Genomic DNA, 14,084 nt, shown 5'->3' with positions numbered 1-14,084 from the left:
TTGTACTTCTCCTAATAATCTATTGTAAATATATTTAATAAATCAGTTTAAATCCTCTGATAATTATAATACGTTTACATCACGGAGTACATCTGTAATTTTCACAACAGGAACTATTTCCAAAGCTGACTTTACTTCTTCCGCAACATCCTCCAGATCCTGAACATTTTTCTCAGGAATAAATACTTTCTTAACTCCGGCTCTTACTGCTGCCATGAGTTTCTCAGGAAGTCCGCCTATAGGCATAACCTTTCCTCTTAATGAAACCTCACCTGTCATAGCAAGTGTCGGATCAACCTTTTTTCCTGTAAACAGTGAAGAAAGGGCTGTAACTATAGTGATTCCGGCAGAAGGTCCGTCCTTTGGAACAGCACCTTCAGGAACATGTATATGAAGATCATAATCAGCAAGATCTTCTGTTTCCTTAGGGAACAGTCCCTTTACAAGACTTATTGCAATCTCAACAGACTCTCTCATGACATCTCCGAGCTGTCCTGTGATAGTAACCTTTCCGCTTCCCTTTACTTTCTTTGTTTCTATGAAAAGGATTTCGCCGCCTGCCATAGTCCATGCAAGTCCGGTTACAATACCCGGAATAGTCATTCTATCTATAACATCATGGCTTAATACTTTATTTCCAAGGAATTCTCTAAGGCGTTTCGGAGTTACCGAAATTTTCTCCTCCTCACCCTTAACAAGTTTAACCGCAGCATATCTGCAAAGATTATCGATCTGCTTCTTAAGACCTCTTACACCTGCTTCAGCTGTATAATCCTCAATGATCTTTCTGACTGCAGCATCTGTAATTCCAAGATTCTTTGACTTGATACCCATCTGCTTCATAGCCTTAGGAATCAAATGTTTTCTTGCAATATTATATTTATCAACTGCTGTATAACCGCTGAAATTAATAATCTCCATACGGTTTAACAGTGGTTCCGGAATAGTATCTATCGAATTTGCAGTACATACAAAAAGTACATTCGAAAGATCATACGGAACATTCATATAATGATCTGTAAATGAATTGTTCTGCTCAGGGTCAAGAACTTCAAGAAGCGCCGATGCAGGATCTCCTCCAAAATCACGCACAAGTTTATCAACCTCATCAAGAACCATAACAGGATTTGATGATCCGGCTCTCTTCATCCCTTCCATGATACGTCCCGGCATAGCTCCGATATAAGTTCTTCTATGACCTCTTATCTCAGCTTCATCTCTTACACCACCAAGACTTATTCTTACATATTCTCTATCCAGTGCTTTAGCTATACTCTGACCGATACTTGTCTTACCTGTTCCGGGTGCACCTACAAAGAGAAGGATAGATCCCGACTGCTTTTTATTCAGGGCCATAACAGCCATCTGCTGAATGATCCTCTCTTTAACCTTCTTCAGTCCGTAATGCTCTGAATCAAGTATTTCTTCTGCTTTTTCAATATTGATTTCAGTCGCTTCAGCCGGCTTCCAGCTAAGTCCTGTCACGAAATCAAGATAATCATAAAGCATTCCGTACTCATGACCGTCCTGGCCTTCCTGCTTCATACGGTTAAGAACTTTTTCAGCCTCTTTACGAGCTGTCTCATTCATTCCCGATTCATCGATCATCTTTCTGAACTTACTTATATCGGAAATACTTTCCGGATGCATCTCCTCAAGTTCTTTCTGAAGAATATCTATCTGCTTACGAATAGCATTCTCTCTGTAAATCTTCTCATGCTCTTCTTTCTGAGCATCCTCAGCGCCGCTCTGAACTATAGCCATTTCCATAAATTCATATGCAGCTGTCTCGATAAGTCTATACCTTTGCTCCAAAGAATCAGCCTCTATGATGGAATATTTCTCTTCCCATGTGATACTGAAATATCCAGCCATAGCGCATGCAAGTTCATTCATATTCTTCCACTGAAGTATGAATCCTCTTGCCCAAAGACCCCACTGGAAATTCTGAACAAACTTAAGATATTCCGCCTTAAGTCTTTCAAAAACTTCAGTTCTTTCTTCAACACTGAAATCATCAACTTCAGGTCTCTCATCAATAGTCGCAAGGATCTTTGTCTTCTTAATACGAACATCTTCGAACAGTATTCTGTTCATGGTTCTTATTCTGATATTTCCTTCATTATCAATATTCTCAAGTTTAGCAGCGATACCTACAGGGTAGAAATCCTCAGGCTTTGCTTCATCAATACTGATATCTCTTTTCAACATGATAAATGCTATAGTTTCTGACGGCTTAAGTTCTTTAGTATTCCAGCCATCTATAACTTCTTTTTTAAAATAAAATGTCACTTCAGGAAGAAGCAATGTATCATATATTGGAATTATTGTCATTAAATATCTCCTCTTCTTTAACAAACAACAGGGATCTTGTTAGCACTTAATCTAAGTGAGTGCTAATTTAATCATACTACTTTTTATGAAAATTGCAATAGTATAAACCTATATAAAAAAAAGGATGGTCATAAGACCATCCAAAAAATTACCAACTAAGCACTTCGTGTCCGTCTTCAGTAACGAGAACCTGAATCTCCCACTGAGCTGACTTTGAGCCATCATCTGTATAAACTGTCCAATCATTTTCTTCATCAACGAAGATTTCCGGACCGCCCATATTGATCATAGGCTCTATAGTGAATATCATTCCGGGAACAAGTAATATCTCTGTACCTTTCTTAGTTACATAGCTTACCCATGGTTCCTCATGGAATTCTATTCCCACTCCATGTCCACCGATTTCACGAACAACAGAATAGCCGTTTGCTATCGCATGATCATTAACAGCCTGTCCCATGTCACCCATAAATGTCCATGGCTTAACCATCTCAAGGCCTTTATACATAGCTTCTTTAGTTACTTCAACAAGCTTCTTATCTTCATCGGAAACATTTCCCATCATAAACATTCTTGATGAGTCTGCAAAATATCCGTCAAGGATAGTTGAAACATCAACATTTATAATGTCGCCATCCATAAGTATCTCATCTTTTGAAGGAATACCATGACATACAGCATCATTTATTGATGTACATACGCTCTTTGGAAATCCTTCATAATTAAGAGGAGCCGGAATAGCATGATTCCTATAAGTTACCTCATTTACGATTTCATTGATCTCTTCAGTACTCATTCCTATGCAGATTTTATCCGCAACAGTATCAAGTACCTCTACATTTACCTTACATGCTTCTTTTATCTTAGCAATCTGTTCAGGATTCTTGATCATATTATGAGTCGGTACAATATGTCCCTGATTCTTATAAACTTCTATTCTTCTGTCAAATTCTTCATGGCATGCCTTGTATTTCTTTCCGCTTCCGCACCAGCATGCATCATTTCTTCCTAATTTAGCCACTATAATTCTCCATATTCCGAGGCTTAAGCCTCTACTAAGTTAGTTACGACTTACTTACCGACTACCTATTATATTACAATCAAAATATATGTCAAGACAGATAAATGATTATATTTTAGCGGTTCTCATACATCTTCTTATAATAATTCTGATATTCTCCGCTTATTATCTCTTCCCACCATTCACGGTTTTCAAGATACCATTTAACAGTCTTCTTTATACCATCTTCAAACTTTGTTTCCGGAAGCCATCCAAGTTCGTTATGAATCTTGGTAGGATCGATAGCATATCTCATATCATGTCCTTTTCTGTCCGCAACATGTGTTATGAGACTTTCAGGTTTTCCAAGTTCCTTGCAGATCAACTTAACGATGTCGATATTTCTCATCTCGTTATGTCCGCCGACATTATATACCTCACCGACTGTACCTTTATGGATAATAAGATCGATAGCCTTGCAATGATCTTCAACATAAAGCCAGTCTCTTACATTAAGCCCTTCACCATATACAGGAAGCGGCTTGTCATAAAGACAATTTGCTATCATAAGAGGTATAAGCTTTTCCGGAAAATGATAAGGTCCGTAATTATTTGAACAGCGCGAAATAGTTACAGGAAGACCATATGTACGGTGATAAGCCATTACAAGAAGATCCGCTCCTGCCTTACTGCTGCTGTACGGACTACTGGTATGAATAGGAGTTTCCTCTGTAAAGAAAAGATCAGGTCTGTCCAGTGGAAGATCTCCATATACCTCATCAGTTGATACCTGATGATATCTTTTAACATTATATTTGCATGAGGCATCCATAAGGACACCTGTACCTTTGATATTTGTCTCTAAGAATATTCCGGGATCTTCTATAGATCTGTCAACATGTGACTCTGCTGCAAAATTAACAACAATATCAGGATGCTCTTCTTCAAAGAGCTTATATACTCCCTCTCTGTCACATATATCAAGCTTAACAAATCTGAAATTCGGATTATCCATAATACTCTTCAAAGTAGAAAGATTACCCGCATATGTGAGTTTATCTATACAAACAATCCTGTAATCAGGATATTTATCTAACATGTGGAAAATGAAATTGCTGCCGATAAATCCGGCACCACCTGTTACTACTATAGTCATTTATCCATATCTCCTTAAAATATTGAAATATCTATCCGCGAAGAATAGTAATCTTATCTTCCGGAAATAAATAACTTCTTAACTCTGTTTTTAAGCAGCTAATTACTTTTTAACTCTATTTTTAGCAGCCAGCTTCAGATAATTTCCGTATGCACTCTTTCCATACTGTTCAGAAGCCTGAATAAGCGCCTTAGAATCAATCCACTTATGAAGAAATGCAATCTCTTCCGGTGCTGAGATTATAACACCGTTTCTCTTCTCTACAGACTGTATGAAGTTTGATGCTTCAACCAAACTGTCAACCGTTCCTGTATCCATCCATACAAATCCTCTGTCAAGATGCTGAACATCCAGGATATCATCTTCAAGATACATAACATTTAATGATGTTATCTCAAGTTCGCCTCTTTCCGAAGGTGTTACCTGAGCTGCTTTTTTACTGACACCTGAAGGATAGAAATATAATCCTGTAACAGCATAATTGCTCTTTGGTTCTGCAGGTTTTTCCTCTATACTTACGGCTCTGCCGTTTTCATCAAAGTCAACCACCCCAAATCTCTCCGGATCTGAAACATAATAACCAAATACAGTAGCTCTCTTATTTACTTCTGCATTCTTAATAGCATCTTTTAATTTTTTGCTGAAACCATTTCCATAGAAAATATTGTCCCCAAGAATGAGAGCGCATGCATCATCGCCAATGAATTCTTCACCAAGGATAAATGCCTGAGCAAGGCCATCCGGACTAGGCTGTGCTTTATAATGAAGTGAAATACCGAACTTTTCACCTGTACCAAGCAATGCCTCGAATCTATGAAGCTCATCAGGCGTACTTATTATCATGATATCTCTGATGCCTGCAAGCATGAGAGTTGATAACGAATAATAAATCATAGGCTTATCATAAACTGGAAGTAGCTGTTTACTTGTTACCAGTGTTAAAGGATAAAGCCTTGTTCCTGCGCCTCCGGCCAAAATAATACCTTTCATAAAAATCTCCTATACCCTAAAAAAACGCATTAACCAATATCTCCCCACGAATAAAAGTCCCTTTAAATGGAACAGGTAATAACAAAATTATTACCAAAAAGGCAGATATGTTGCTCCAACATCCTACAGAATATAATATATTTGAAGGGATTTCAAATACGATTCTTTGATATTATACCCTATAAAATGCAGTTTTTGCAAATCCATATCCGCCTTTTTAAGTATTCTATATGTTATTTACAAGGAAATTATACTTCCTTAATCTCTTTATGCCACTCCTGAAGTGATTTAACATCACTGAACTTATGCTTTCTAAGATGACGGATTCCGTCAGCTGCTGCAGAAGCTGCTGCAATTGTTGTGATGTACGGAATCTTAGCCTTGATAGCTGCTTTACGAAGGTAGCTGTCATCTGTTGCGCTGTCTTTTCCAACAGGCGAGTTAACGATAAGCTGGATATCACCATTTGTGATGAGATCAAGAATATTTGGTCTGCCTTCCTGAAGCTTCTTAACTCTTTCGCACTCAATACCTGCATCGTTGATGATCTTACAAGTACCTTCTGTAGCTATAAGCTTAAATCCATCATTTGCAAAGCTCTTAGCGATTTCAACAACTTCTTCCTTATCCTGCTTATTAACAGAGATAAGTACTGTTCCTTCAAGAGGAAGATCAGCCTTAGCACCTTCTTCTGCCTTGAAGAATGCTCCACCAAGTGAACGAGAAAGTCCGAGAACTTCTCCTGTTGAACGCATTTCAGGTCCGAGAAGAGGGTCAACTTCCTGGAACATGTTGAATGGGAATACAGCTTCCTTAACACCGAAGTAAGGAATCTCTCTATCCTTAAGTTCAGGTACAGGTGACTTTCTTCCTGTAAGCTCTGCTGTGATTATATCTGTAGCAATAGGTACCATTCTGATACCGCAAACCTTTGAAACAAGCGGAACTGTACGAGATGCTCTTGGGTTAGCTTCAAGTACGAAAACCTTACCGTCTTCGATAGCATACTGCATATTCATAAGACCTACAACATGCATCTCTTCAGCGATCTTTCTTGTGTATTCCTTGATAGTCTCAAGATTATCTGCAGGAATATGCTTTGAAGGAAGGATACAAGCTGAGTCTCCTGAATGGATACCTGCAAGCTCGATGTGCTCCATAACTGCCGGAACATATGCATGTGTTCCGTCAGAAATAGCATCTGCTTCACACTCAAGTGCATTATGAAGGAATCTATCGATAAGGATAGGTCTGTCAGGTGTAACACCTACAGCTGCATTCATATATCCTGTCATTGCATCGTCATCATAAACGACTTCCATTCCACGTCCACCGAGAACGTATGAAGGACGAACCATTACAGGATAACCGATCTTATTTGCAATAGCCTTAGCTTCTTCAACTGTTGTAGCCATTCCTGACTCAGGCATAGGAATACCAAGCTTATCCATCATTGCTCTGAACTGATCTCTGTCTTCTGCAAGATCGATAACTTCCGGAGAAGTTCCAAGAATCTTTACGCCATTCTTCTGAAGATCAGAAGCAAGGTTAAGAGGTGTCTGTCCACCAAACTGTGCGATAACACCTACCGGCTTCTCCTTCTTGTAGATGCTAAGAACATCTTCAAGTGTAAGAGGCTCGAAATAAAGTTTATCTGAAGTATCGTAATCTGTAGAAACTGTTTCAGGGTTACAGTTTACGATTATTGTTTCAAATCCAAGTTTCTTAAGTGACTGAGCTGCATGTACACAGCAGTAATCGAACTCGATACCCTGACCGATACGGTTTGGACCACCACCAAGGATCATGATCTTTGGTTTATCTGATGATACAGGATTGTTGTCAGGAGCATTATATGTTGAATAGTAATAAGCACTATTCTCTGTTCCGCTAACATGTACCTTATCCCATGTCTCAACAACGCCGAGAGCTTCTCTCTTTTCTCTTACGGCATCTTCATCGATACCAAGGATTTCGCTGAGGTACTTATCTGAGAATCCGTCTTTCTTAGCCTGTGTAAGAAGAGCATCATCAGGAAGACTTCCCTTAGAAGCCGCAATAGCTTCCTCTTCTTCAACAAGTTCCTTCATCTGCTCGATGAAGTATCTCTTTACATGTGTAAGTTCAAATAATTCATCTACTGTTGCACCTTTTCTAAGTGCTTCATACATCTGGAAATGTCTCTCACTTGAAGGTGTAACAAGAGCCTTAAGAAGCTCTTCCTTAGTCATATCATGGAAGTTCTTAACATATCCAAGACCATAACGTCCCTTTTCAAGAGAACGGATAGCCTTCTGGAAAGCTTCCTTATATGTCTTACCGATACTCATTACTTCACCAACTGCACGCATCTGTGTTCCGAGCTTATCTTCAACGCCCTTGAACTTCTCAAATGCCCAACGTGCAAACTTGATTACTACATAATCTCCGTCCGGCTTATACTTATCAAGTGTACCATACTTTCCGCATGGGATATCTTTAAGTGTAAGTCCTGAAGCAAGCTTTGCTGATACAAGCGCAATAGGGAAACCTGTTGCCTTACTAGCAAGAGCTGATGAACGTGATGTACGTGGGTTGATCTCGATAACAATGATTCTGTCTGATACAGGATCATGAGCGAACTGTACATTTGTACCACCGATAACCTGAATAGCATCAACGATCTTATAAGCCTGCTCCTGAAGTCTGTCCATAACTTCCTGAGAAATAGTAAGCATAGGAGCTGCACAGAAGCTGTCTCCTGTATGAACACCCATAGGATCGATATTTTCGATGAAACATACTGTTATCATGTTTCCTTCTTTATCACGAACAACTTCGAGCTCGAGTTCTTCCCATCCCATTACAGACTCTTCAACAAGAACCTGGTGAACGAGGGAAGCCTGAAGACCTCTTGCACAAACAGTCTTAAGTTCTTCCTTATTGTAAACAAGTCCGCCGCCGGCGCCGCCCATTGTATATGCAGGACGAAGAACAACCGGATAACCAAGCTTATCAGCGATCTCAAGAGCTTCATCTACGCTATAAGCAACCTGGCTTCTTGCCATCTCGATACCAAGAGAATCCATTGTCTGCTTGAATTCGACACGGTCTTCACCACGCTCAATAGCATCTACCTGAACACCAATAACCTGTACATTGTACTTATCAAGTACACCGGCGTTATATAATTCAGAACATAAATTAAGTCCTGACTGACCACCTAAATTAGGGAGCAATGCATCAGGACGTTCCTTTGCAATTATCTGCTCAAGACGATTAACATTAAGAGGCTCGATATATGTAACATCAGCCATCTCCGGATCTGTCATGATAGTTGCAGGGTTTGAATTAACAAGAACAATCTCATAACCAAGACTTCTAAGAGCCTTACAAGCCTGAGTTCCGGAATAATCAAACTCACAAGCCTGACCGATTATGATCGGACCAGAACCGATTATAAGTATTTTGTGTATGTCAGTTCTCTGTGACATGAAGTAATACCTCCTTTACTTCTCTCGTTCTTCCGTGACTTTTTATCTTTCCAAGTCACACTCTATCTCTCGCATAGTTTATGCCGCATCCTATCTAAATCTACGGGCAGACTTTCTCCCCGGGACGCAGACCTATGCTCGCATCTGCCATATTATAGCATTACACTATTAAAAATACCATACTTTTTTTACATTTTTATAATTTCTTTAAAAATGACGGATTTATGCGGTTTCTCGCCCTGTTCTCTTGTTGTTTTTTACTTTGGTAGACATAAAATATGCATAAAATATGAATATTATACATATTTTATGCATATCTTAATCATAATCAACTTTCATTAATGTAAGACCTTTCGCTTCGGCCGTAAATCCTGCCAGCTGACGGTTCTTTCCTTCTATTATAGAAGGTATATCTTCCGGTTCTTTCTGACCGAATCCAACCATCAAAAGTGTTCCCGTCATGATCCTTACCATATTTTGAAGAAAACCATTTCCATGAAAATACATTCTGATATAATTTCCGCTTTCTTCTATTTTAATCTGGTCAACTATACGGACTGTTGATTTTTTCATCTTAGGATTACCACAGAAACTTTTGAAGTCATGCATACCCACAATATACTCAGCAGCTTTTCTCATTCTGTCTACATCCGGTTTTTTATCCAAAACCGATACATATTTCCTGTCAAATACAGGTTTCGATGCACCATACCAGCATGTATATCTGTAGGTTTTTCCTTTAGCATTGTATCTGCTATGGAAATGAGGGGATGCCTCAGTCACCTTGTTGATACTTATATCATCCGGCAGATAATGATTCATATATTCCATAATCTCATCGCAGGATTTATCCGTATCAAGTATTACATTCGCTGTCATTGCCCTTGCGTGAACTCCCGCATCGGTACGACCTGCGCCGATTACGGTAAGACCTTTAACTTCCTGTCCGCCATTTTCTCCTTCAAGCATGGCTGTGAGCACATTTTCAAGTTTACCTTGTATAGTCATATCAGTATTCGGCTGATGCTCCCATCCGAAAAATCTGCTGCCGTCATAGCTCAGGATCATTTTAATATTCTTTTTCATATCATTATATTTCCATATCTATTTTTTATAATCATACTTAAGAATGATAGCGGAAAGCGGAGCTATGTCAAGCACTATTGACTTATCGGATCTGTCACACGGAGCTTTCTCCGCAATAAGCTTCTTATCTTTATTGGTTCTTCCGAGTCCTCCGAATCTTTCATCATCCGAATTAAGTATCTCTGTATATTCCGTAAGACAAGGTACTCCAACGCGGTATCCCTTTCTTTCAACCGGAACAAAGTTACAGATCATCATGATCTGATTCTTAGTTGTCTTACCTCTTCTGACAAATGTAACTATTCCTGAATCGGCATCATCAACCTTGATCCATTCGAATCCCATGACTTCATTATCATTATAATAAAATGCGTCATACTTCTTATATATATTGTTAAGCTCTTTGACGTAATCCTGCATGCCCTTATGAAGCGGCTGATCAAGAAGCCACCAATCAAGACTTCTCGCCTCACTCCATTCACGCTCCTGAGCAAATTCCTGTCCCATGAAAAGGAGTTTCTTACCGGGATGTCCCATCATAAATCCATATGCGGTTCGGAGATTTGCGAACTTATCAAATTCAAGCCCCGGCATCTTTCCGAGCATTGAACATTTAAGATGAACAACTTCATCATGAGAGATGACAAGTATATAATTCTCCGCATATGTGTATGAAAGAGAAAATGTAAGCTTATTATGATTGAATTTCTTGAAATAAGGATCAATCTTCATATATTCAAGGAAATCATTCATCCAGCCCATATTCCATTTAAATAAGAAACCGAGTCCCTGCATTGAAGCCGGAGCAGTAACTCCCGGCCAGGCTGTTGATTCTTCTGCAATAAGATATGCTCCCGGATTTCTTCCTTCAACCACAGTATTGATCTTCTGAAGAAGTGCTATCGCTTCAAGATTTTCCTTACCGCCATTTTTATTGGCAACCCACTGTCCGTCCTGCTTTCCGTAATCAAGATATAGCATAGATGCAACCGCATCAACACGAAGAGCATCGATATGATATTTCTCAATCCAGAAAAGGGCATTGGATGTCAGGAAGTTTGCAACTTCATTTCTTCCATAGTCAAATATATATGTTCCCCAGTCAGGGTGTTCACCCTTTCTTGGATCTGCATTTTCATAAAGTGCCATACCGTCAAATCTTCCAAGGCCATGAGCATCTCTTGGAAAATGTGCCGGAACCCAGTCAAGGATTACGCTGATGCCTTTTGCATGCATGCGATCCACGAAGAACATGAAGTCATCCGGAGTTCCGTATCTTGAAGTCGGAGCATAATAATTTGTTACCTGGTAGCCCCACGAACCATCAAACGGATACTCTGCGATACCTATAAGTTCCACATGGGTATATCCCATTTCAACAAGGTAATCTCCAAGCATTTCCGCAAATTCTCTGTAATTATAGAATCCGCTGTCCGAATCCTCATATTTCTTCTTCCATGATCCGAGATGGCATTCATAGATAGACATCGGACTCTTAGTCCTTTCAACTCTGTCGATGGCCGAACGGCTCTTGATCCATTTTGCATCTTTCCATTTATAAGTATTTAAATCCACAACAATGTTGGCATTATCCGGTCTGAACTGATCATAATTGCCGTAAGGATCTGCTTTATAAAGTATGTCTCCATACCTTGTCATTATCTGGAATTTATAGATTGCCCCCGGAAGGACATCAGGTATGAAAAGTTCATATACTCCCGACGCACTGTGAATCTGCATAGGATTCAGCTGGCCGTCCCACATATTGAAATTGCCTACCACCGAAACACGTCTTGCATCCGGTGCCCACACAGCAAAATAAGTACCTTTAACTCCATCGATGGTCATCGGATGCGCACCCATTTTGTTGTAGATATCATAATTATTTCCTTCAGCAAAAAGGTATGCATCATAATCCGTAAACAACCCGTCAAAGCTATAGCAATCCGCCGATGTTACAGAAGTACCGTCATAGTATTCCGTTATCAATCTATATTTATTACCTTTGAATTTCTTGTTAGGAAAATAAATTCCGTAGAATCCTTCTTCGCTTACCTTCTCCATCTGGTAAGTAACTTTTCCGCTTGGTGATTTAATGGAAACCGATGCCGAATGCGGCTTATAACATGTGATTACCTGGCCATCTCCGTAATCATGATTACCAAGAAGATGTTTCGGCGCATTTATCTTGCCTTCAATAAGTTCGTCATAGAGCACCCAATTAATCCAGTTGTTCAATTTATCGTTCAATCCCATTACCTCCCACTATATTCCGCCGGATCAACCCATATCCGGTCAACTTTTGCCAATACTTTCCCCAAATAAAAGGATTAAATATCCTTACGACTGAGACATTTGACCCGAGAATAGAATATGCATCTGCCGGGCTTTTAAAGACATCGTCAGATCAGTCGTCATAATAAAATATTTTATCATTCAAATCATACAATGTAAAGTCAGCAAACCATCTGAAATGCTATTATTTACATTGTTGTCTGCATTGTTTTTTACATTGTTGTCTGCATTGTTTTTTACATTGTTGTCTGCATTGTTTTTTACATTGTTTTTTACATTGTTATTCGTATTATAATTTGCATTGTCTTTTGCATTATCATTTGCTTTGTCTTTTGCATTATTATTCGGACCATCATCCACATTATTCTTACATATAAAATATTGCCCAAATTCATTTTCTGTATTATCATTTTAGGGTATAGGCGAAAGGATTGGAATCTCGAATGTGAAAATGCACAGGAATCCCGGCACCTATTATAATTTTGCTTTTAACAGCGGGATAATTCACTGCTTAAAACATTACTATGATCCGACCGAATAAATATCCGGAACGGTTATTAAGCAGTCAAAAATACAGCCCAAAAAAGCAACTAGAAAAATCAGGAGAAATCATATGGCACCCAAAAAGGAAAATCCTACAGTCGCTTCGATCAATACTTTAAATGAACACCTTAAAAGCGGCGAATTTAATAATATCTACCTTTTAACAGGAACTGAAGGATATTTCATATCACAATATAAGCATAAGCTTCTGGATGCTCTTACAACTCCGGATGACACAATGAATTTCAATGCATTTTCAGGTGACAAATTTCAGGAGAACAGTTTGATAGAAGCCATGTCGACGATGCCATTTTTCAGCGATCACAGAACGATTCTTGTAGAAGCAACCGGCATACTAAAAAAAGCTTCCGATAATCTGATCAGTGCCATTGAAGAAATTCCTGATACAACGAAACTTATATTTGTTGAAACAGATACAGATTCCCGTTTAAGGATATATAAAGCAATCGCAAAGCACGGCACAGTTGCCAAATTTGAAACGCCGGATGCTTCCATGCTTAACACCTGGCTCAAGAAAATTCTTGCCCAAGACGGCGCGTCAGTTGAAGATAAAGCAGTCTTCGCTCTCATAAATGCAGTCGGAAATGATATGAACCGTCTTTATAATGAAGCTGCAAAGCTCCGTGCCTATACTATAGATAAGAAAAGCATCACTGTGGAAGATGTGGAAAATCTTTGTGAAAATGATGCTGAAAATAAAGTCTTTGAAATGTTGGATGCTATCGGAGACCATAATGCGAATAAGGCCATATCTTTATATAGTGACCTGGAACAGCTGAAAGTTCCTTCAATGCAGACTCTGGCTCTTGTCCGTAAAAGATATATGCAGCTTGCGCAGATTAAAATGATGCTGAAAGACAAAGAAGATAATTCCACTATCGCACGTCTCACCGGCATACATCCATTTTATTTGAAACCTCAGCTTGCGCTTGCAGAAAAATATGAATATAAGACACTGCTTTCATTTGCAGATATGTGCTCAAATGCAGATCTTGATGTAAAGGCAGGACGTTCAAGTGATAAGGCCGCTGTGGAAAATCTAATTTTAAATTTATGCCTTAGTTAAATACCACTTGACGATTTCATTTACATTTGATATTATATCATTTGCGTATTTGGTACTCGCGGCAAAAAGGTACCGAAGCACGTTCATATGCCCGGTATATTTATATACTGACCCGTGTCT

The 14,084-nt window shown here is 39.0% G+C and carries 9 protein-coding genes; 1 reads left to right on the top strand and 8 read right to left on the bottom strand.

Going from position 1 to position 14,084, the window contains the following annotated elements; genetic code table 11:
• Positions 1 to 63 precede the first annotated feature (63 nt).
• The 8 genes from lon to B5D25_RS03890 form a co-directional block, all read right to left on the bottom strand.
• Complete coding sequence (lon, locus tag B5D25_RS03925) at positions 64 to 2,334, bottom strand: endopeptidase La (protein WP_078786596.1); 2,271 nt, start codon at positions 2,332 to 2,334, stop codon at positions 64 to 66.
• Positions 2,335 to 2,482: 148 nt separating this feature from the next.
• The gene (locus B5D25_RS03920; RefSeq protein ID WP_338082899.1) at positions 2,483 to 3,355 is read right to left on the bottom strand and encodes a methionyl aminopeptidase; all 873 of its coding nucleotides are present in this window, start codon (positions 3,353 to 3,355) and stop codon (positions 2,483 to 2,485) included.
• A gap of 115 nt (positions 3,356 to 3,470) precedes the next feature.
• The gene (rfbB, locus tag B5D25_RS03915) at positions 3,471 to 4,490 is read right to left on the bottom strand and encodes a dTDP-glucose 4,6-dehydratase (RefSeq protein WP_078786592.1); all 1,020 of its coding nucleotides are present in this window, start codon (positions 4,488 to 4,490) and stop codon (positions 3,471 to 3,473) included.
• Between the two features lie 102 nt (positions 4,491 to 4,592).
• Positions 4,593 to 5,480: a glucose-1-phosphate thymidylyltransferase RfbA gene (rfbA, locus tag B5D25_RS03910; RefSeq protein WP_078786590.1), complete on the bottom strand. Its 888-nt coding sequence runs from the start codon at positions 5,478 to 5,480 to the stop codon at positions 4,593 to 4,595.
• Positions 5,481 to 5,728: 248 nt separating this feature from the next.
• Positions 5,729 to 8,953, bottom strand: coding sequence for a carbamoyl-phosphate synthase large subunit (gene carB / locus B5D25_RS03905; protein WP_078786588.1), 3,225 nt, complete (start codon positions 8,951 to 8,953; stop codon positions 5,729 to 5,731).
• 318 nt (positions 8,954 to 9,271) lie between these two features.
• Positions 9,272 to 10,039 (bottom strand): tRNA pseudouridine(38-40) synthase TruA, encoded by a 768-nt coding sequence (gene truA, locus B5D25_RS03900; RefSeq protein ID WP_078786586.1) that lies wholly within the window; start codon positions 10,037 to 10,039, stop codon positions 9,272 to 9,274.
• 18 nt (positions 10,040 to 10,057) lie between these two features.
• A complete protein-coding gene (gene glgB / locus B5D25_RS03895; RefSeq protein WP_090168551.1) occupies positions 10,058 to 12,289 on the bottom strand; it encodes a 1,4-alpha-glucan branching protein GlgB in 2,232 nt (743 codons plus the stop codon).
• A gap of 186 nt (positions 12,290 to 12,475) precedes the next feature.
• Complete coding sequence (locus B5D25_RS03890; RefSeq protein ID WP_078786582.1) at positions 12,476 to 12,694, bottom strand: hypothetical protein; 219 nt, start codon at positions 12,692 to 12,694, stop codon at positions 12,476 to 12,478.
• Between the two features lie 253 nt (positions 12,695 to 12,947).
• On the opposite strand from B5D25_RS03890, the gene holA reads away from it, so the two are divergent.
• The gene (gene holA, locus B5D25_RS03885; RefSeq protein ID WP_078786580.1) at positions 12,948 to 13,964 is read left to right on the top strand and encodes a DNA polymerase III subunit delta; all 1,017 of its coding nucleotides are present in this window, start codon (positions 12,948 to 12,950) and stop codon (positions 13,962 to 13,964) included.
• Positions 13,965 to 14,084 lie beyond the last annotated feature (120 nt).

The sequence above is a fragment of the Eubacterium ruminantium genome (genome assembly GCF_900167085.1).
Lineage (GTDB): Bacteria > Bacillota > Clostridia > Lachnospirales > Lachnospiraceae > Eubacterium_Q > Eubacterium_Q ruminantium.
This window is presented reverse-complemented; position numbering and strand designations above follow the sequence as displayed.

Bases quoted from the DNA above. Each gene is read 5' to 3' on its own strand.
- lon (WP_078786596.1), bottom strand. From the start codon at position 2,334: ATGACAATAATTCCAATATATGATACATTGCTTCTTCCTGAAGTGACA.
- rfbB (WP_078786592.1), bottom strand. From the start codon at position 4,490: ATGACTATAGTAGTAACAGGTGGTGCCGGATTTATCGGCAGCAATTTC.
- rfbA (WP_078786590.1), bottom strand. From the start codon at position 5,480: ATGAAAGGTATTATTTTGGCCGGAGGCGCAGGAACAAGGCTTTATCCT.
- carB (WP_078786588.1), bottom strand. From the start codon at position 8,953: ATGTCACAGAGAACTGACATACACAAAATACTTATAATCGGTTCTGGT.
- truA (WP_078786586.1), bottom strand. From the start codon at position 10,039: ATGAAAAAGAATATTAAAATGATCCTGAGCTATGACGGCAGCAGATTT.
- holA (WP_078786580.1), top strand. From the start codon at position 12,948: ATGGCACCCAAAAAGGAAAATCCTACAGTCGCTTCGATCAATACTTTA.